This is a genomic window from Mycobacterium uberis, assembly GCF_003408705.1.
In the GTDB taxonomy this organism is placed as follows: domain Bacteria; phylum Actinomycetota; class Actinomycetes; order Mycobacteriales; family Mycobacteriaceae; genus Mycobacterium; species Mycobacterium uberis.
In genome coordinates, this window is record NZ_QAYL01000003.1 from 33,429 (window position 1) to 53,895 (window position 20,467).

Sequence of the window (20,467 nt, forward strand, 5' to 3'; positions counted from 1 at the left end):
TCTGGAAAGCGGTGATCCGTCTATTCGGTTTACCCGCCCATGGGGAAAGTCAACCTCACCACACGGTGATCAGGTTGTCGAATCTCTCAGGCGCCCGGCTCGGGTAGACGACAGAGGGAGAGGACCGCAACGCGACGATGATGACATCGCTGCGTTGCGTTGCAGCCCTACATCAGGAGTCTTCGAGTGTCGGTACTGAACACATCGAGTAGGCAGATCAGCTTTGCAGCCCGGCACCTCGGCCCGAACAGTCAGGCCGTCGCGGCCATGCTTGCAGTCATCGGTGTCGACTCTCTTGACGATCTGGCAGCTAAGGCAGTCCCTAGCAGCATCCTTGATCACGTTACCGACACTGGCATCGCACCGGGCCTGGACCGGTTGCCGCCGCCGGTCACCGAAGCTGAGGCGTTGGCCGAGTTAGGCGTGCTAGCTCGTGCTAACACCGTTGCCGTATCGATGATCGGGCAGGGCTATTACGACACCCACATGCCCTCGGTGCTGTCACGCAACATCTTGGAGAACCCGGCCTGGTACACTTCCTACACGCCATATCAACCCGAAATCAGTCAGGGTAGGCTGGAAGCATTGCTGAATTTCCAGACTCTGGTCAGTGATCTGACTGGTTTGGAGGTCGCGAATGCATCGATGCTCGACGAGGGGACCGCGGCAGCCGAGGCCATGACATTATTGCGTCGTGCTGCGAGCAGTACGGCAAACCGGCTGGCCGTTGACGTCGACATGTTCGCCCAGACTGCCGCGGTGCTTGCCACGCGGGCTAAACCGTTAGGCATCAACATCGTTATCGCCGACCTACGCGACGGACTACCAGACGGCGAGTTCTTCGGCGTCATCACCCAACTGCCCGGTGCCAGCGGCAGGATTACTGACTGGACCGCTTTGATCACCCAGGCCCACGACCGCGGTGCATTGGTCGCCGTCGGTGCCGATCTGTTGGCGCTGACATTGATCACACCGCCGGGCGAGATCGGCGCCGACGTCGCATTCGGTACCACTCAAAGATTCGGGGTGCCAATGGGATTCGGTGGACCGCATGCCGGATACCTCGCCCTACACACTAGGCATGCCCGTCAGTTGCCGGGTCGGCTGGTCGGCGTTTCCGTCGACCGCGACGGCACACTGGCCTACCGGCTGGCGCTGCAGACCCGTGAGCAACATATCCGCCGCGACAAGGCGACGAGCAACATCTGCACCGCACAAGTATTGCCGGCGGTGATGGTTGCGATGTACGCCAGCTACCATGGCGCTGAGGGGTTGACCGGTATAGCACGTCGGGTGCATGCGCAGGCACGTGACCTAGCGGCCGGTCTGTCTGCCGCCGGTGTTGAGGTAGTGCACCAAGCGTTCTTTGATACTGTGCTGGCTCGGGTACCTGGCCGGGCGGTGCAGATCCAGAGTGCCACCAAGGAGCGCGGGATCAATGTGTGGCTCATGGATGCCGACCATGTTTCGGTGGCTTGCGACGAGCTCACCACCGATGAGCACATTGCAGCTGTGTTGGCGGCGTTCGCAGCGACGCCAGTGCGGGCGAGCTTTACCGGCCCGGACATCGGGACCCGCACCTCGGAGTTTTTAACGCATCCCGCCTTTACTCAATACCGCACCGAAACGTCAATGATGCGGTATTTGCGTGCCCTGGCGGACAAGGATATCGCATTGGACCGCAGCATGATTCCGCTCGGTTCGTGCACGATGAAACTCAACGCCGCCACCGAGATGGAGTCGATCACCTGGCCGGAATTCGCGCGTCAGCATCCGTTCGCGCCAGCATCTGACACCCCTGGGCTGCGTCGTCTGATCAGCGACTTGGAGAACTGGCTGGTGCAGATCACCGGTTACGATGCGGTCTCCCTGCAGCCTAATGCGGGCTCTCAGGGGGAATACGCAGGTCTGTTGGCCATCCATGCCTACCATGCCAGTCGAGGAGAATCGCATCGTGACATCTGTCTGATTCCGTCCAGCGCGCACGGCACCAACGCCGCATCGGCGGCGTTGGCCGGCATGCGGGTGGTCGTGGTGGGCTGTCACGATAACGGTGACGTTGATCTCGACGATTTACGCGTCAAGATCAGTGAGCATGCCAACCGGTTGTCGGCGTTGATGATCACCTACCCGTCCACACACGGCGTTTATGAGAACGACATTGCCAAGCTCTGCGCGGCGGTGCACGACGCCGGTGGTCAAGTTTACGTCGATGGTGCCAACCTCAACGCGCTGGTCGGCCTGGCCCGGCCGGGCAAGTTCGGCGGCGACGTCAGCCACTTGAACCTGCACAAGACGTTCTGCATACCGCACGGCGGCGGCGGACCGGGAGTCGGGCCGGTGGCAGTTCGTTCGCATTTGGCCTCGTTCCTCCCGGGTCATCCCTTTGTCCCGGAACTGCCCCAAGGTCAGCCGGTGTCGTCGGCGCCATATGGGTCCGCCTCGATCCTGCCCATCACTTGGGCTTATATTAGAATGATGGGCGCCGACGGTCTGCGAGCGGCATCACTGACCGCGATCGCCTCGGCCAACTACATAGCCCGTCGGCTCGACGAGTACTTCCCGGTGCTGTACACCGGCGAGAATGGCATGGTTGCCCATGAGTGCATCCTGGACCTGCGGCCGATCACTAAGTCGACTGGTGTGACTGTCGACGACGTTGCGAAACGCTTGGCAGACTACGGCTTTCACGCGCCTACGATGAGTTTCCCGGTGGCTGGGACGTTGATGGTGGAACCCACCGAGAGTGAGAGCTTGGCAGAAGTCGATGCGTTCTGCCAAGCTATGATTGCTATCCATGGCGAGATCGCTCGTGTCGGTGCAGGGGAGTGGTCTGTTGAGGACAACCCACTACGATGCGCTCCGCACACCGCTGAGTGCCTGTTGACCTCCGACTGGCATCATCTGTATACCCGAGAAGAGGCAGCTTATCCGCTCGGCAAAGCGTTCCGGCCGAAGGTGTGGCCGCCTGTGCGTCGCATCGACGACGTCTACGGTGACCGCAATTTGGTGTGTTCGTGCCCTCCAGTGGAGGTGTTCGTCTGAGCCGGGCCCGCACCCTCCCTCAGCCGAAGCGTTGGGTGATAGCCGCAGAGACCGCCTCGGGTGTATCCCCGTAATGAAATGTTTGGCGGTGGGTAGTGCAACCAGAACGCGCCTCAGGAACGTGCATCCACGGTAGCATAAGGATCGGGCCGTAAGGCAAAGTTTTTCATGCCTTACACAAACAGGGGGGTTTCTGTACCGAGTTTGGCTGGCACTTCTTGTGCTAGCCGTGCCAGCAGCGGACCGGCGGCTAGCATCTGGTTGGGCATTTCGGCTACATCCAACCTTGCTGCGGCGTTGAGTTGCATGGCCAGGTAGCGTGCCACCACCAGCGGTGCTGGGCTGGTGTTCTGTTCTGGCAGGGATCAGGTCTCTGCTCGACAAAGAAATTTCGCCACAGAATTGTGTGCTGCATCGGCGGGCTAGCCACCACCCTACTAAAATGCCTTCGTCGTCCACACATCGGCCGGCCAGAACCAGGTTATTGCCCAGAATGACACTGCACATTCGTCCGGCCCATCCTAGTCTTGGCTTATCGTCAGGTAGTCGTTCACGTCTCGGTGATCGACTAACTCGCTTACCAGCCGGGCGTGTTCATCGATTGCTTAGCTGAATCTAGCGGGATGCGCAGAGAGCCTGAAGCCGAGATAGTCGGGAGCGATACAGCGAAGCCTGTCACAAATGCAGCCATAGTATCACGGTACAAGAAGCTCCAGGTGGGATTTCTATGGCACAGCAAAAATCGGTGAACCATCTCCCCTGTCGACGTCGTGGATCTCCCCTCGGGAGCTGTCAAACTAGCGTGACATGAATGGGTGCAGCTGGCGAGCCGGAATGAATTCAACGTTCATCGTGCTCCTAACCGCGTCAGTGAGCTCAGCTCAAGAATGTATTGATCGCTGTAGCTAGGTCAGGAGAGGCCGACGTCGATAAGTTCTGGTAACTTCCGCCGCTGAGCTGGGCGACAGCTTCCCAGGTTGCCCGGTCAAGGTCGGTCCCGAAGTCGATGACGTTGACCGCGATCGGTTTGGTTGGGTCGGTGCTGGTACGGATAAAATCCTGCAGCCCTGCCCCGTCCAGGGTTTGGTCGGTGTGTGGCCCAGTAGTGATCACTAGCACCGAATTCATTTGGCCAGCATGGTAATTGGCCAGCATGTCTTGGTAGACCATGCGCAGCGTGGTAAACGACACGGCACCACCGTTGGATGCATATTGCTTGTCCAGCGCAGCCATCAGCGCTGCTGAGCGGGGCTGGCCGTTGACCGGGTCGGCCAGCGGACCGGTTGTCACTTCCGTTCGACCCTCCTGGCCGTCAAATGTCCATAGGCCCATGACTGAAGTGGGCGGCATCGTTGTGATTGTGGCATCGAGTGTCGCCACGACGTTAGCCAACCTGGTCTTACCACCCTCATTGGTGGGCATCGACTGGTCGAGCATGATGGTCGTTGCCACTCCGCTAGACGGCTGGATCATCGCTTCGGCCAGCGTGGCGCGCATCCCGTCATCACCCACTGAGAGGGTGGACGGCGCCGCCGCGAAACTAGTAATGGGGCTGCTCGGTGGTGTGACGCCGTTAACGCGGAAACCAGCTTTAGCCAGCTTGGCCAGTTGGTCGGGCTTTTGTACGAACCGGGCGAACTCGTTAGCCGCCGCAGTCTGCTCGTGCGTCAGCCACGAGCCGCTGAGCAGCACCGCAGGATAGTCAGCAACCGGCGCCGGCCCCTGCGGTAGCCAGGATCCCAAAGTGCTCTTAGCGTCTGGCAATGACTGACCGTGCTGGAATAGTTGTTGTTCGGTGGTGATCACAGCGTGCACCGGAGCAGTTGCCACGTCACCGGGTTTAAGCAGTGCGCTCATCGCTTCTACCCAGGTACCGTCGGTGAGCTTGGGTTGGGCGCTCATCAGGGTGCGCACTGCTCCCACGCCCTGAGTGGGTGGTGCACCAGCAGGTACCGACGCAGCCGCCACCGCCTCACCGGCCAAAAGCGTGGCGTCGCTGTTGCCATTTATTGGTAAGGACAGCCGGAGTGATCCCCAGGCTGGCAGATTCAAATCAGCCAAGGAGTACGGATTGGTTTGTAGGCCGGGCAGTGCTGCCCAGCTCTGGTCGGTGAGGGCCTGCTCCAATTCGGGCCGAACCGCTAGCAGCACCAGCGACGTCACCAGTGAATGGCTTTCGCTGATCGTTTTCTGACCTGCGGTGACGGCAAGCCGTGCCGCGGATATCGAGCTGCCCGGTATCCACAGCGCCGGTTTGGCTCCTAAGTCAGCCGGCCAGTTGCCGTTGAGACCGGTGAGGGCTGCCTCCGAGCCGACGGGTTTGACAGTCACCGCCATGCAGTGGTCGCCCACCGGCCGGGCGGCTGCGTTGTAGCTGTGGGCGAACTCCTTTAGGTAATCGGCGATCGACGGATCGGCGATTACAGCGACCGTCTGTTGACCACCTACGCAGCGTGCGGCTGCCTGATGCTTGCGCTTGTCCAAGATGTGGCCGAGGAAAGTCCACAGAATCACTGTGCCTACTACTACCATGACCGCGACAAGGGCCACGATCACGCTGATGCTTACCCCACGTCGTCCGCCGTCACTGCGGTGTCCGCCCTGCCACTCGCCGCCGCTCCGGTGGCTAGCGTTGAATAGCCGCGACAGGGCGGTTGGCGCTTGCAAGCGAGTCGACGAGCTAACAGGCCGGGGTGGAAAGTCTGAGTAGTCGTCGGCTGCACTGGCGGTAAAAGAACTTTTGTCGCGGTTGGGGTGCTGACCACCGAGGTAGTGGTCCTCATGGTCTTCGGCGCAGTAGCGCTGGTAGCCGGCGGGTTGGTCGGGGATCTGGGGTGTGGAGTCAGCCGGATACTCTGCTTTGTGTGGATAGCCGTGGTCGCTCGGCGAGTCGGTAGTCGCGGGTTCAGAAACAGGCTCTGGGTACCCAATCTCGCCCGGGTAACCACGATCCGAGCTGCGATCTATCTCGTTGTCTTGGCCCGGCCTGAATGCAGCGACTTGGTTAGATGGCTGATCGATGGAATCCTCGGGGTCGGGCATGCTGTGCCTACCCATAGCGACACCTGCCGCCTTTCCGTTGACCCATTACCTGACCTGGTTTGAACTCGGCGCCGAGTCTAGTCATCGACCACATCACTGCATGTTGAGCCGTATCGTCACCGGCTCTGTGCCTTAAATTCGCGACGACGACGATGTAAGATTGGCTCGGTATAGCCGTTGGGCTGCTGCGTGCCGGACAGTATTAGCTCCTGCGCAGCTAGGAATGCAATGCTGTCGTCGAAGTTGGGAGCCATCGGGCTGTATGTCGGGTCGTTCGCGTTTTGCTGATCGACCAACGGCGCCATTTGTTCCAGGCTGGCTCGCACGTCCTCGCTGGTGATTACGCCGTGGCGCAGCCAGTTGGCCAGCAACTGGCTCGAGATCCGAAGGGTGGCACGGTCCTCCATAAGTGCCACGTTGTGGATGTCGGGTACCTTCGAACAACCGATACCCTGGCTCACCCAGCGCACCACATAGCCGAGGATGGACTGACAGTTGTTGTCGACCTCCTCGCGGACCTCCTCGGGAGCCCATGCCAGTTCCTTGGCTAACGGAATCGTCAACAGCTGGTCCACGGTGGCGCGTCTCTTGCCAGCCAGTTCTCGTTGCACGGCAGCCACGTCGACCTGATGGTAGTGCATCGCATGCAGCGTGGCCGCGGTGGGCGAAGGCACCCACGCGGTGGTGGCGCCCGCCTTTGGTTGGCCGATCTTCTGCTCGATCATGTCAGCCATCAGCTCGGTCATCGCCCACATGCCCTTGCCGATCTGTGCCTTGCCCGTGAAGCCCGCGGCTAGCCCGATGTCGACGTTGGCGTCCTCATAGGCCTGGATCCAGGTACTGTTTTTCATTGCACCTTTACGGATCATCGGGCCAGCCTCCATCGAGGTGTGGATCTCGTCACCGGTGCGGTCCAAGAACCCGGTGTTGATGAACACAACTCGGTCGGCGGCCGCCTTGATGCACGCCTTAAGGTTGACGGTGGTACGACGTTCCTCATCCATGATGCCGACCTTCAAGGTGCCCTGCGGCAACCCCAGCACATCTTCGACGCGGCTGAACAGCTCGCAAGTGAACGTGACTTCCGCGGGGCCGTGCATTTTCGGCTTTACGATGTAAATGGAACCGGTACGGCTATTGGTTAGTGGGCCGTTGGCTTCGCCGGTTTTGAGCCCGTGGATTGCGGCCAGACCAGTGAATAGTGCATCCATAATGCCTTCGAACATCTCTTTTTCTTCGCCGGCGTCTCCGCCCACAAGGATTGCGTCATTGGTCGTCAGATGGCCAACGTTACGGACAAACAGCAGGCTGCGCCCGGGCAGGATCAGCTCACCGCCGTCAGGTGTGGTGTAGCTGCGGTCGGGGTTGAGCACACGGGTGAAGGTCTTGCCGTCCTTGTTTACCTCCTCGGCCAAGTCACCCTTGTTCAGGCCGAGCCAGTTGCGGTAGCCGAGCACTTTGTCGTCGGCGTCGACGGCGGTGACTGAGTCCTCGAAGTCCATGATCGTAGTTATGGCCGATTCCAGGATCACGTCCTTGATGCCAGCGGGGTCGGTTTTGCCGATCGGCGACTTCGGGTCGATCAGGATTTCGATGTGCAGGCCGTGATTGGCCAGTAACACTGACCAGTTGGGGGACCCCAACTCGCCGCTGTAGCCGACAAACTTCTCGGGACTCGCCAACCTGGTGGAATCCGCACCAATGGCGATCTGAAGGTGGCCGTCGACGACGCTCACCCCCGTCGCGTTAGTCCATGAGTCAGATGCCAGCGGGACGGCTTGATCCATAAACTTGCGCGCATAGGCGAGCACCTTTTCGCCGCGTACCTTGTTGTAGTAAGCGCCCTTTTCGGCTCCGTCGGTTTCCGGTATGACGTCGGTGCCATACAGGGCATCGTAGAGGGAGCCCCAGCGGGCGTTGGCGGCGTTGAGCGCGAACCGCGCGTTAAGCACCGGCACTACTAGCTGCGGGCCGGCGGTCGTGGTGATCTCGTCGTCCACCCCTGAGGTGGTAATGGTGAAGTCATCGGGCTCAGGCAGTAGATAGCCGATATCGGTGAGGAATTGCCGATAAGCGTCCAGGTCGAGTGGCTCGATCACCCGATGGCGGTGCCATTTGTCGATTTGGGCCTGCAGTTCATCGCGGGAGTTCAGCAAACTCTGGTTTTGCGAGGTGAAGTCGGCGACCACCTTGTCGACGCCCGACCAGAAGCTGTCCGGGTCAATGTCGGTGCCAGGCAGGGCTTCGTTGTTGACGAAATCGTAGAGCACACGGGCGACGCGCAAATTCCCCGCCGACACACGATCAGTCATGGTTCTCCTCACACATTAGGCTTACTGCCCCGCTGGTACCCGATCTGGCTCTCACTGGCTATGCGCATCAGCCTACCGGCCAACAGCCTGGCGAGCGTATTCTGCAGACCCGCAACAGCAGGTCAACAGCTTCATCGGCGGCAAGGCGCCCAGTTTGCGAAACGTGTGCTGGAAACGCATCTATCGACCAGTAGGCGTAGCCGCCGAGGACCATACGGGCTGCCGACGGCGCTGCTCGATGTTGAATTTCAATGTGTCCCGTCGCGCATGGCGCCGACTAGATCGTCCACCAGGTCCTCCATCGCCACCACCTTGCCACCCCGGCAGTAAGTTACCAGCGCCAGATCAATCACGGTCTGCGGATTGTCGCCGGGCGACAGGATATCCTTAGATGTGCAGGTAGTCTACGAACTCGCCGCCTAGACCAGCAACTGAAAATCGGGAATAGCCCGGCTTGGGCTAGAGTGCGTTCGACCGCGTCAGCAGTTGGGCCATATCCGGCCACCGCCACTGGCGCCGCCCGGATATCGGCAAGCGGCCGGGCCAACAGCGTTGACTACCCTCGTGCGAACCTGCAGCGCTCGCGTCAGTTGCTTGTGCTCTTACTAATCCAGCAGAGCAGATCCTCTGATGCCGCTTCGGTGATCAGCTCGCTAAGCTCAGCCGTGGAAACAGTGATGTTGAGTTCGTCTTTCGGTTCCACGCCCAGCCTGCGCAATACTACGTTGGCAGATGCAGTGTAGAACACGATGACCGGTCGGGCAGCACGTACGTAGATCAAGTTTAGAGTGGGGCCAAACCACATTGCTGTCCGTTCTAGGCCGGCTAGGGCAATATTCTTGGGTGCTATCTTGCCAGGCAGCACATGCAGGGCTATCATCAGCGTAAACGCAGTCACCAGCGACAGCGTGTTCAGAGGTGATGGCACACCGGTGAGCTGAAACGACATCCGTAACAGATTGGTCACCGCCACCTCGCCAATTCGGCTGAGCAGGATCGAGGCCACGGTTGCACCTAGTTGAGCGCCTGCCAGCATTGACGAATGAGGGCTGACCATTATCCCTGATAGCGGTGACCGCGCTCACTCTGCCCTGCTCAGCCAACGCTTCAAGGCGGTCGCGGCGGGCCGAGAGATCAGCGAGAATTCCGCGCCGACAAAAATGTGTTGGTGCTGGGTCGTTTGCCAACGCGCCGAGGCATCCGAGAGGTTCTCTACGTCCATAGCGGCCAGCTCCACTGTTTCCCAATTGCCGGAATGTGACCGAACTCCCGGAGCATAAGTCCGCCAATCGCCTCCTATGGACCCTCGAGGCTCGATATTCGGTGGCGCTGGCTACTTAAATTAATGCGCGTTAAATTAATGCGCGGTAAACTTTACCCCCGCCAGCCGTTGCCGGCTTGCTCCCACGTCTGGAGTGGCGTTGTCATGTTAGTCACGGACGTCGCCCACGATCTCTTCGATTAAATCCTCGACAGCCGCCATGCTCACTGTGCCGCTATCATTTTTACTCATAGATCAACAGCGTGGTCTGCAGGCCAACAGTGCGTCCGCGCGATCGGCGTGTGGAACGTCGAAAGCCTGTTTGATGTACACGATGCTGAGGGTGGCGTCGAGGTCACGGTCGATAATTGAAAACAGAAGAACCCGGACTTGGCGGCGACCGCAACTAGGTTAAGTGACGGTGTAGCCGGTTTGCAGCGCCACAATCTTGGAGCGGGGCGCCATCAGTTCCTCGGTGGTCAGGGCGCCAAACTGCAGCGACTGTCTCACCAACAATGCCGCCATGCGCTGAGGTCCGCACCAGTGATAGCAGTTGTTCCTATGGTGATTGGCTCGACCGCAGCTCCTCGGCCGGCTCAATGCCCAGGCTTTGCGCATAATGCCGTTCGCCGCTCAGTGGGTTAATCGGATGGCAGGGTAGAACGGCAACAAAAACAGCGGCTGCACGCCCACGACGGCGCGGGTGATGCTCGGTGGGCGCGCCACGGCGATATACTTCGGCAACTAGTTCACTGAATCCTATCGACATCGACGTGACGATCAGCAGCGCCGGGGTAGTGTATTGGTCCAGTCGACCACTCGGTCAGGTATCCCGATCGCATCCAACGTCGGGTGCGGTAGACTAACCTGTGTTGGTTCGGTCAGGTAGCCTGTTGTAAAAGTGGTGGTCGAGATACCCAACTAGGCCCTCCGAAAGCTGGAACGGCAACTTGCGATGGGCGCGCCGAATACAACCATCCTGTCTGATACCGCCACGGGCACTAGCCTCGACTGTGCTGCGGGCCAGGGTTGTTAACGAGAAATTCGGCTGCCACGAACACCACGTTGCCGAAGATTAGCAACCTGATGGACAACAAGCTGCCCACGGTGACAGCGACGTTAATGACAGGACCGGTCTTCGCGATGCCGGAGGAGCTGGCGATGGTGCAGGTGGCCGCTCGTCCCGGAATCCTGCGGTCTCAACGGGTGCCTGGGCACGTCGTCTTCTATATTATTTTGTATTGCTTAGAGGTTTGGGCTACGCGATAGCGGACTGCTGCACGGCCTGACTTAGTCGAGGTCAGGCGTCACCAGCCCGAGGGCAGCGGATAGCCCTCGGCAAAACCCGCCGCCGACTGCACCCCGATAACCGCCTTCTCATGCAGTTCTGCCAAGGTGGACGCACCGACATATGTGCAGGTGCTGCGCACGCCGGAGGTGATGTGGTCGATTAGGTCCTCGACACCACCGCGGTCGGGGTTTAGTCTTATCCGTGAGGTCGAGATGCCTTCCTCGAACAATGCCTTGCGAGCGCGATCGAATGGGCTGTTGGTGGCGGTGCGGGCGACCACTGCCCGCTTGGACGCCATGCCGTAGCTCTCTTTGTACGGCTGGTCGTTGTGGTCCCGCATGAGGTCCCCAGGTGACTCGTAAGTGCCGGCGAACCACGACCCGATCATCACGTTCGATGCCCCTGCGGCCAATGCCAGTGCCACGTCGCGTGGATGTCGGACCCCGCCATCGGCCCACACGTGCCCATCGAGCTGCCTTGCAGCAGAAGCGCATTCGAGCACAGCCGAGAATTGCGGTCGGCCAACACCAGTCATCATCCGAGTTGTGCACATAGCCCCAGGGCCGACACCGACCTTGACGATGGTCGCCCCGGCGCCGAGGAGCTCGCGAGTACCTTCATCCGACACCACGTTGCCCGCGACCAACGGCACGCCCAAGTTCAGCGATGCGACGCACCTGATCGCCTCCAGCGTCTTGACCTGGTGTCCGTGTGCGGTGTCGACCACTAGCACATCGACGCCGGCCTCGGCGAGAAACTCGGCCTTACCGGCTACATCGCCGTTGATGCCGACGGCAGCGCCGACTCGGAGCCGTCCGCGGGCATCGATGGCCGGGGTGTAGATGCCGGTGCGGATCGCCCCTGTGCGGGTCAGTATTCCGGACAGCGTGCCGTCGGCGTTAGTCAGCACCGCAACGTCGATCGGAGCATGTTCGAGCAGCTCGAAGATCTTGAGCGGATCGGTGCCCACCGGGGCGGTCACGAAGTCGGTCACCGCGACATCCCGCACTCGAGTGAAGCGATTTACACTCAGGCAGGACGACTCGCGTACCAGACCAATTGGGCGGCCCTCGGAGGCTACCACCGCGACGCCGTGTGCGCGCTTATGGATCAGTGCGGTTGCGTCGGACACCGAATCATCGGGTGACAGCAGCACCGGGGTGTCGAGAACTAGGTCACGGCTCTTGATGAACTCCACTGTTTGCTGCACTACCGCGATCGGTAGATCCTGCGGCAGGATCGCCAGGCCACCCCGGCGCGCCACCGTCTCTGCCATCCGCCGCCCGGCCACTGACGTCATGTTGGCGACCACCACCGGAATAGTGGTGCCGGAGCCATCGTAGGTCGACAAATCGACGTCGAACCGCGACGCAACATCCGACCGGTTCGGCACGATGAAAACGTCATTGTAGGTCAGGTCGAACACGGGCTGGTGTCCATTCAGAAACCTCATCGCTCTCCGCTTCACCCTAAATAGTTTTTTGGGGCCCATGGATGCCCTTTTGGCTTAGCCCAACTAGATTGCGACTTCGCTGCGGTCTCGACTCCACAGTGTGTGGAATTTGCCCCGCGCGTCGATGCGTCCGTAGCTGTGCGCGCCGAAAAAGTCGCGCTGGGCCTGGGTCAGCGCGGCTGGCAGGCGCTCGGTACGCAACGCGTCGTAGTACGACAACGCAGACGAGAATCCGGGATGTGGGATACCTAGCTGGGCTGCTGTGGACACCACGTGCCGCCAACTGTCAATCGCCGATTCGACAGCACTGCGGAAATACGGCGCAACGATCAGGCTGGCAAGGTTCGGGTCGGCGTCGAAGGCATCCTTGATACGGTTGAGAAACTTCGCCCGGATGATGCAGCCGCCGCGCCAGATGGTAGCCAAGTCACCCGGTTTGATGTTCCAGCCGAACTGGACGCTACCGGCTTGGATGTGATTGAAACCTTGTGCATAGGCCACGATCTTGGAGGCATACAGGGCCTGGCGAACGTCTTCGGTGAATGTCTCGTGGTCCGTGGGCTTGTTGCCCAACTTGCCGGACGCCAGCCCGATGGCAGCCTTGCGTTGTGGCACGGAGCCCGACAATGCGCGCGCGAACACTGCCTCGGCTATTCCGGTTATCGGTACCCCCAATTCCAGGGCGGACTGGATGGTCCAGCGGCCAGTGCCTTTTTGTTCGGCTTCATCAAGGATGACGTCGACGAGCGGTTTGCTGGTCTTAATATCGGTCTGGCGCAGCACTTCGGCGGTGATCTCCACCAGGTAGCTGTTCAGATCGCCCTTGTTCCACTCGGTGAACACGTCGGCGATTTCCGGTGCACTCATGCCCAGCCCGTCGCGCAGTAGCTGGTAGGCCTCGCCGATGAGCTGCATGTCGGAGTACTCGATGCCGTTGTGGACCATCTTGACGAAGTGTCCGGACCCATCCGGCCCAATGTGGGTGCAGCACGGCACACCGTCTACGTGCGCGGAGATCTCCTCCAACAGCGGGCCCAGCGAGGTATATGACTCGGCGGGTCCGCCGGGCATGATCGAGGGCCCGTTCAGCGCGCCCTCTTCACCGCCTGAGATCCCGGCGCCGACGAAGTACAGACCACGCTCGTGCATTGCTTTCTCGCGGCGGATGGTGTCGGTGAACAGCGAATTGCCGCCGTCGATGATGATGTCGCCGGGCTCCATGGTATCGGCGAGCTCGTTGATGACGGCATCGGTGGCGTCACCGGCTTTGACCATGATCAGCACCCGTCGCGGGGTCTGTAGTGCGGCAAGGAACTCGGGGATCGTTTCGGTGCGTACGAAATTCCCCTCGGATCCGTGCTCTTTGAGCAGTGTGTCAGTCTTGGCGATTGATCGATTGTGCAACGCCACTGTGTAGCCATGCCGGGCGAAATTCCGGGCGACGTTGGAACCCATCACGGCTAGCCCGGTGACACCGATTTGCGCAATGGCCGTATTTGATTCCGACGAACTCATGTTCTGCACCTCCTTGGGTCTCTTAGGTTGGAGAACTTGTGCGACAAGTTTTTCGCCAACGCTATTCCGACACACTGTGGCATAGCGGACTGGTGGTCATACAAAAATGTTTTGGTCACCGTTTGCGTTGACCGGGTTAGGCATTGAACAGCCGTTTTAGCTCCGTCAGCCACGGTATGGCTAGCGCGATGGTGGGGCCGCCCGCAGCCAGCGCACCTGACGGCGCCTGCCCGGACAAGCAAGTAACTAACGTCCGGGCCAGGGGTGTGTGCCCTGCAGCATGCACCGCGATGTCATCGGCTGGCAGCTCGACGAGCAGCCGCACCGCACTCAGCGTGGCGGAGCTACGGACCGGCCGCAGAAAGGCCGTATGTACCGCGGTGACTGCCTCCAGCACTAAGTAGTGCCAGGCACGCAGATGGGCTCGCTCGTGGGTGGGGATGGTTGTGACTTCTGTATCGTTGAGCGTAGTCAACGTCCCTTCGCTGACCACCACCTTACTTCGCGCGCCTGGTAGACAGTAGGTGAGTGGTTGCGCTACCTCCAAGACCCGAAGGGTGCGCGGCTGCGTGTGGGCAGCATCGTGTCTGACCCCCATTAGGTCAACCACCATGCGGTGGTGGGCCCGCCGTCGCCGTGTGGCGATGGCCATCTGCGCGATCGTAACGATCAGTCGCACACCGACCAGCACTGCCAGCGCAAAGGCGGCGACGTATGCCCCCCAAAGTGGCCAACCGAGCCAACCGGCAGCGCCGACAATGCTGACGGTGGGCTTCCTGTCAGGGCCGGGCATGAGTATCCGACTGGCGATCGCGATGCCGGTGTTAAACGCCAAAATCCTAGCAGCCAGCACAATAGGCGGCCATAATGCCATCGCGGCATGCGGTGCGCGCAACGGCCACGTAGAGCGTGCTACTAGAGCCGATACGGGGGCCAACCAGCGGCATGGTGAAGGCCAGCGCAGACACGCTGCTAGTTTCACCTAGCCCTCCGCTAAAACGCCAGCAGGTAACGCATTGCGTTGATTTGCTTCCAGTTCGGCAAGTGCGCGTCGCAGCGCGTCCGCCTCGTCCGCTCCGACCCGTTCGACGAAGTGCGCCAGCGCGGCTTGCCTACTGTTGGAATCCTCGGCCTGGGCCAGCGCATCGACCATTAAGCCAGCTACCAGTTCGTCATGGCCATGCACAGGCGCGTACCGGTAGGCCCGATTATCGCGGATCTGTGAGACCATATTCTTTTTAGCTAATCGTTGCAGTACGGTCATCACGGTCGTGTAGGCGAGGTCGCGTCGCGCCGACAACGCTTCGTGGACCTGACGAACTGTTTGTGGTTCCTGTGTGGCCCACAAATGACCCATCACGGCGCGTTCTAGACCGCCCAGCCGCGTCAGTTTGGCCATAGTCGTTTATCTCCTGAGCATTAGAATCAGCGTACTCCGGATTACTACCGACAGTCGTATTCAGAGTTGGCGTCCGGCCGTGTCGGGTCGTCGCCGAGCGGGCGGCCGATAGACATAGTTGGTAGATCAGCTGCCTAGGATTTGATACAATATTTATTGAGAGCAGCTGTTGATAGACGTGACTTGCAGTCTAGTCTTTGTGAAATTCGAGCAGGTGTGTCTATCCTTAGTTTGTTGATGCGACAGCGACCGCTCCGGTGTCCTGATGGCTGTCAGTGACTCCCGGTCTATTCGATTGATGAGCCCTGTGCATTACGGCACGGGGCTCATCCGTTGTCTGCCTGGAAAACCTCTTAATGTCTGTAGCCCTCATATTTGTTAAAATGAGAGCTGACAGTTTGTTAAAATAGAAGCTGGCAGGCATCGGCAGATCTGGTGATGGCGCAGACACGAGAACGTGCAACTACAAGACGCGGTCAATACCCCGAAAAGCCCGAGTATCACCGCACCATATGGACAGCGAGTTGGGACTGCAGTTCACTGAACTTGGCCCCGATAGTGTCCAAGCCCAGCTTGGGGTAAAGCCCAAACGATTGCAGCCGATGGGCCTTGTACATAGCAGTGTCTACTGTTCGGTCATGCGCAAGCATGGGCCGACATGGCGGCTTACGCCTGGTTCAATAGTTGCAGCGGCAGCGGAAATGTTATTGGGTGTCAACAACTACTGATTTCCTTCACTCCATCAGTTCCGAGATGGTGTACGGCACCTCTGCACCGATCCCCCGTGGCCGGCGTCAGCGGCTATGGCTGGTTACGATCATCGGGCAACACCGAACGTTAGGTAGCCCCGGGCCAGGTGCAGTTGCGGAACCTGCCCAGCGATAGCTGAGTCCGGCTGTCACAGCGAATCAGGGGGAACCAGGGTAACTGGCTAGCTCGCCCACATGGCGGCTTCGTTAGCTACCGCTGTACCTTGGGCTTCGGCGGCCAGCTCCGCCAGCTGTTCGAGCCGTGTTCGGGCGAAGGCTTGCTGGTCGGTAATGGTTAGCTGCCCTCGCCGAGTGCTCAAAAAGGTCACCGTCCACGACAACAACGTAGTGATCTTGGTCTTGAAGCCGATCAGGTACACCAGGTGCAGTACTAACCACATCAGCCAGGCAATAAAGCCGCTGAACTCCAGCGGACCGATCTTGGCGACCGCGGAAAACCGCGACACTGTGGCCATGGAGCCCTTGTCGAAGTACTGGAACGGCTCGCGCTCGGCGGGGTCGGCGCCACCGAGTTCGGCCTTGATGTTGTTTGCTACGTACTTAGCGCCCTGGATAGCGCCTTGCGCGACTCCCGGCACGCCGTTGACGGCGGCCATGTCACCGACCACAAACACGTTCGGATACCCAGGGATGGACAGATCGGGCAGCACTTTGACCCGGCCAGCCCGATCGAGTTCGACCAAAGATTGGTCGGCCAGGTCTCTGCCCAGCCGGCTTGCCGAGACCCCTGCGGACCACACCTTGCAGGCCGATTCAATGTGCCGGACCGTGCCGTCAGAGTTTTTGATCGTAATGCCGTTGTGGTCCACATCTGTGACCATCGCACCCAGTTGGATCTCCACGCCCATCTTCTGCAACCGTGCGGCGGCGCGCTGACCTAGCTTTTCGCCCATCAGCGGCAACACCGCGGGGGCGGCATCGAGCAGAACCACTCGCGCCTTGGTCGAGTCGATATGACGGAAGGCGCCTTTCAACGTGTGGTCGGCCAACTCGGCGATTTGCCCGGCCATCTCGACACCGGTGGGGCCGGCTCCGACTACGGTGAATGTCAGTAGCTTCGCTCGCCGTTCCGGATCGTTTGACCGTTCAGCCTGTTCGAAGGCGCCCAAAATCCGCCCACGTAACTCCAGCGCGTCATCGATTGATTTCATACCAGGTGCGAATTCAGCGAATTGGTCATTCCCGAAGTACGACTGGCCAGCTCCGGCAGCCACGATCAGGCTGTCGTAGGGGGTTTCATAGGTATGACCGAGTAACTCCGATATGATGCACTGGTTAGCCAGGTCAATGTGGGTGACATTGCCGAGCAACACTTGGACGTTGCGCTGCTTACGCAAGACCACCCGAGTCGGCGGCGCGATTTCCCCCTCGGAGATGATTCCGGTAGCCACCTGGTACAGCAATGGCTGGAACAGGTGATGGGTGGTGCGAGCGATCAACTTGATGTCCACATTGGCCCGCTTGAGCTTCTTTGCCGCGTTCAGACCACCAAACCCTGATCCGATGATCACGACTCGATGCCGACGGTCTTGAGCAGCTGTGGCTACTGGCTGGACACTCAATGTTCCGCTGCTCCTGACGGGGCTCCGTGATGGCGACTGCAGTTAATCACCACGGTAGTCAAGCCGCCCTCCAGAGTCTTAGGTGCGAGTGTGTGTAATTAGCCACACCCGCGGAAGTAACGGCGATGTGACAAGTTTCGTGGCTGCGCCGACAGCGCTTCCGCTACAGACCTACTAGCAAACGTAGCGCTTCGCCAGCTTCGCTGATGACGCCCGGTATGTAGATGGGCATGTTGATGATGAGGCTATCAATTCCTGCGTCGAGCGTCTTGAGCTGGATCTGATCTACGATAGACTTAGCGTTACCGACCACTATGCGCTGAGTCATCTTGGCGGGGAGCGGGGATTTGGTCCGGTTTCATGTTTTCGTCAGTAACGGCCGTGATCAGCGTGCTGGTTTTCAACGTCACCGGATCGTGGCCGGTCTTTTTGCATCGTTGCCGCACCGCTTGCACTTTGCCTGGTAGCTTATCGAACCCGGCGATAACATTGAGCGTGGTCGAAATATCTTGCGGCAAGCGGGATTGTCTTTTTCTCGCCGCTGCCGCCAATCATGAATGGAATGTGGTCACGGAAGTAGGGATTGGCCAGCGTCTCGTTGGTGTGGTAGCATCCGCGTGAAGAATTTTCGGTTGCTCGCTCTTGATCCTCGGCAGGTTGATTTGTATCGTCTCGTCGATCGAGTTCAGCTTATCGGTGAAGGTGTCGAACTTAAAGCCGAGTTGGCCATACTCGAGCTTGAGCCAACTGGTGCTGCTGCCTAGAACTACTCGGTTATGGCTGACCATGTTCAGCGTGGTGATGACCTTGGCCGGCAGGGTTGGATTGAAGTGGCCCATGATGAAAACCGGGCTGAATCCAGCCAACTTGGCCTCGCGAGCTTGGGCGATGGCCGTCGGAAAAAGCTTCCCTGTTCCGGTGCTGTAAAGTCTAAGGATTTGTAGATCAAGCTGAATAACCACGGTGTCTACCGTAGCGATGGGGTCGCCGTTACCAGCTAAGTTTCCAGCTTTTTTCAGCTAAAATGGGCTAGTGCGCCTTGGCTGACGTGCAGAGTCTGGCCGGTGATGTGTCGAGAAGCCGGGGTAGTGAGGAACAACGCCAACCGGGTAATTTCCGCTGCGACAGGCGGAGGCGTGCGTGAAAGACCTTCATATCCGGCTTGGACGCTACGTCCACAGGCGATGGCATTGACTGTGATGCCACGAGTGCCGAAAACGCCCGCCTGGCCGGCCACCCAATTCGACAGTGCGGCTTTGATGGCGGCCTCGGCGCTACCCGCTGGCGGGTTCTTCGCCAGCACGCCGATGATTGATCCGCCGGAGCGCAGATGATCACCTACGGACTGTACCGTCAGCACCGCCGAGAGCACCGTCGCGTCCAGCGCAGTGCGCCAAGCATTGGCGGTATCAGACAGCGAGAAGGTGCGTGGGTCGCTGGCGTCAAAGTCCGGCGTTGGTACATTGATGATGGTGTCTAGATGATGAGGGAACAATCCGCGGGTTTCACTCAGGCTGGCTGGGTCATTGGTGTCGCAGGTAATCGCGTTCACGTCTAGCTCCTTGGCGACGACTTCGAGGTCGTCTCGACGTGCACCCACGAGGGTTACCTTGTGGCCGCCGTCGCGAAAGCCCTCGGCGATTGTGCGCGCCAGATCGGTGTCGCCCCCAGTGACCAGCACTTCCACTGCCGTGACCTCCTCGTGTTCGCCGTTGAACGCAGACCCTGGTCGCTCACCAGCACTTAATTGCTTTGCATTCGGCGCAGCAAGCTCGGCTCTGGTCGTGACCAGCATCGGGCCATTGCCCGGGATCTCAGCGTGTTGTGGCGCCGATCTCGCCTAGATGTTACTGGACAGTAGCCACTGGGCGAAATTGCGAATAGCCGTAAGTCGGACACAAGTTACGTGACTATACAACCGCTTCGCCACCTCGCCGCTGCGCGGCTGGGCGGTACCCTCACCTTGCGTCATCGTACGGTACGCGTCGGCGCCAAGCTAGAGTTGCACCCATGCGTATCATCGGAGTGCTCGCAGGTTTGGTATCGATGATGCTAGTGGGCAGCTTGCTAGCCGAAACAGCGGAGTGCAGTTCGAACTCGCACTCGTCATCACCATCTCAATCATTCCAAACCTCCGGATCGCTTGTGGTACTTTGCCGCGGCTTCACTCACAGTCTGCGCTTACTCAGATCAGCAGCCAGTTCAAAACGGACAACCCGGGCGTCAGCGTTGACGTCGAGTTCGCGGGTTCCCCGGAGCTTGCGACCCAGTTGACCCAAGGCGCGAACGCCGAATGTTTTCGCATCGGCGGATATCGTGCGGATAGACACTGTCGTCGGGGCCGGATTACTGGTTGGCACACGGATAAACTTTCGCCTCCAACACACTGGTCATCGTGACCGCGGTGGGCAAGCTGAAGAAGATCGGATCTTTCGCTGACCTCGCCGACCGGGGTTCAACGTGGTGGTGTGCCAGCGGCTGGTGCCATGCGGGTTGGTGACCTAGCGCATCGAAGATGCCACCGGCGTGCACCCAATCCCCGTCAGTTGCAGAATTCAACGTGACCGATGTCCTGAACAAGGTCTTCACAGGACAGGCCGACGCTGCACTGGTCTATGTCACCGACGCGTGCAGCATCGCGGATAATGATGACCATCATCAACTTTCCTGAGGCCGTCGGGGCGGTGAATTTCTATATCCAAATTACGCTGCTCAAGAAGGCGCCGCTACACACGCTGGTGTAGAAGTTTCAAGCGACGGTCACGGGCGAGGCAGGCCACCAGGCCCTGGCTCAGTTGGGTTTCATCAAGCCCTGAC

General features: G+C 59.7%; 10 protein-coding genes and 5 pseudogenes. 4 read left to right on the forward strand and 11 right to left on the reverse strand.

The genetic code is table 11. The annotated features are described in order from the left end of the window. The first annotated feature begins 186 nt into the window (after positions 1-186). The gene (gcvP, locus tag MUBE_RS03735) at positions 187-3,045 is read left to right on the forward strand and encodes an aminomethyl-transferring glycine dehydrogenase (protein WP_116539546.1); all 2,859 of its coding nucleotides are present in this window, start codon (positions 187-189) and stop codon (positions 3,043-3,045) included. Between the two features lie 173 nt (positions 3,046-3,218). Here the strand turns inward: gcvP and MUBE_RS17030 are convergent, their stop codons facing one another. From MUBE_RS17030 to MUBE_RS03755, 4 genes and pseudogenes are all read right to left on the reverse strand, one after another. Beyond that, the gene (locus MUBE_RS17030; protein ID WP_243632804.1) at positions 3,219-3,374 is read right to left on the reverse strand and encodes a hypothetical protein; all 156 of its coding nucleotides are present in this window, start codon (positions 3,372-3,374) and stop codon (positions 3,219-3,221) included. Between the two features lie 547 nt (positions 3,375-3,921). After that, the gene (locus MUBE_RS03745; protein ID WP_165849682.1) at positions 3,922-6,102 is read right to left on the reverse strand and encodes a substrate-binding domain-containing protein; all 2,181 of its coding nucleotides are present in this window, start codon (positions 6,100-6,102) and stop codon (positions 3,922-3,924) included. Between the two features lie 101 nt (positions 6,103-6,203). Continuing rightward, positions 6,204-8,399, reverse strand: a complete 2,196-nt coding sequence (locus MUBE_RS03750; RefSeq protein ID WP_116539547.1) for a malate synthase G — start codon at positions 8,397-8,399, stop codon at positions 6,204-6,206. A gap of 248 nt (positions 8,400-8,647) precedes the next feature. Next, positions 8,648-9,561: pseudogene (locus MUBE_RS03755) on the reverse strand (CNNM domain-containing protein). Positions 9,562-10,746: 1,185 nt separating this feature from the next. On the opposite strand from MUBE_RS03755, the gene MUBE_RS03765 reads away from it, so the two are divergent. Then, complete coding sequence (locus MUBE_RS03765; protein WP_116539549.1) at positions 10,747-10,929, forward strand: hypothetical protein; 183 nt, start codon at positions 10,747-10,749, stop codon at positions 10,927-10,929. Between the two features lie 38 nt (positions 10,930-10,967). Here the strand turns inward: MUBE_RS03765 and MUBE_RS03770 are convergent, their stop codons facing one another. From MUBE_RS03770 to MUBE_RS03785, 4 genes and pseudogenes are all read right to left on the reverse strand, one after another. Then, complete coding sequence (locus tag MUBE_RS03770; RefSeq protein WP_116539550.1) at positions 10,968-12,404, reverse strand: GuaB1 family IMP dehydrogenase-related protein; 1,437 nt, start codon at positions 12,402-12,404, stop codon at positions 10,968-10,970. A 63-nt stretch (positions 12,405-12,467) separates the two neighbouring features. Further along, entirely contained in the window at positions 12,468-13,919 is a 1,452-nt protein-coding gene (gene gndA / locus MUBE_RS03775; protein ID WP_116539562.1) for an NADP-dependent phosphogluconate dehydrogenase, read from the reverse strand. A 136-nt stretch (positions 13,920-14,055) separates the two neighbouring features. Then, a pseudogene (locus MUBE_RS03780) lies at positions 14,056-14,887 on the reverse strand (M56 family metallopeptidase). Between the two features lie 14 nt (positions 14,888-14,901). Continuing rightward, the gene (locus MUBE_RS03785) at positions 14,902-15,318 is read right to left on the reverse strand and encodes a BlaI/MecI/CopY family transcriptional regulator (protein ID WP_116539551.1); all 417 of its coding nucleotides are present in this window, start codon (positions 15,316-15,318) and stop codon (positions 14,902-14,904) included. A 457-nt stretch (positions 15,319-15,775) separates the two neighbouring features. On the opposite strand from MUBE_RS03785, the pseudogene MUBE_RS17035 reads away from it, so the two are divergent. Further along, positions 15,776-16,207, forward strand: a pseudogene (locus MUBE_RS17035) (PaaI family thioesterase). Between the two features lie 42 nt (positions 16,208-16,249). On the opposite strand, the gene MUBE_RS03795 reads toward MUBE_RS17035, so the two are convergent. The 3 genes and pseudogenes from MUBE_RS03795 to MUBE_RS03805 all read right to left on the reverse strand — a co-directional run bounded on the left by MUBE_RS03795 (position 16,250) and on the right by MUBE_RS03805 (position 19,337). Continuing rightward, positions 16,250-17,650, reverse strand: a complete 1,401-nt coding sequence (locus tag MUBE_RS03795; RefSeq protein WP_116539552.1) for an NAD(P)/FAD-dependent oxidoreductase — start codon at positions 17,648-17,650, stop codon at positions 16,250-16,252. Positions 17,651-17,813: 163 nt separating this feature from the next. Further along, positions 17,814-18,612 (reverse strand): annotated as a pseudogene (locus MUBE_RS03800) (LLM class flavin-dependent oxidoreductase). A gap of 53 nt (positions 18,613-18,665) precedes the next feature. Next, complete coding sequence (locus tag MUBE_RS03805) at positions 18,666-19,337, reverse strand: SDR family oxidoreductase (protein WP_243632808.1); 672 nt, start codon at positions 19,335-19,337, stop codon at positions 18,666-18,668. A 323-nt stretch (positions 19,338-19,660) separates the two neighbouring features. Between MUBE_RS03805 and modA the strand changes: the two are divergent. Continuing rightward, positions 19,661-20,466: pseudogene (gene modA, locus MUBE_RS19280) on the forward strand (molybdate ABC transporter substrate-binding protein). The last annotated feature ends 1 nt before the right edge of the window (position 20,467 follow it).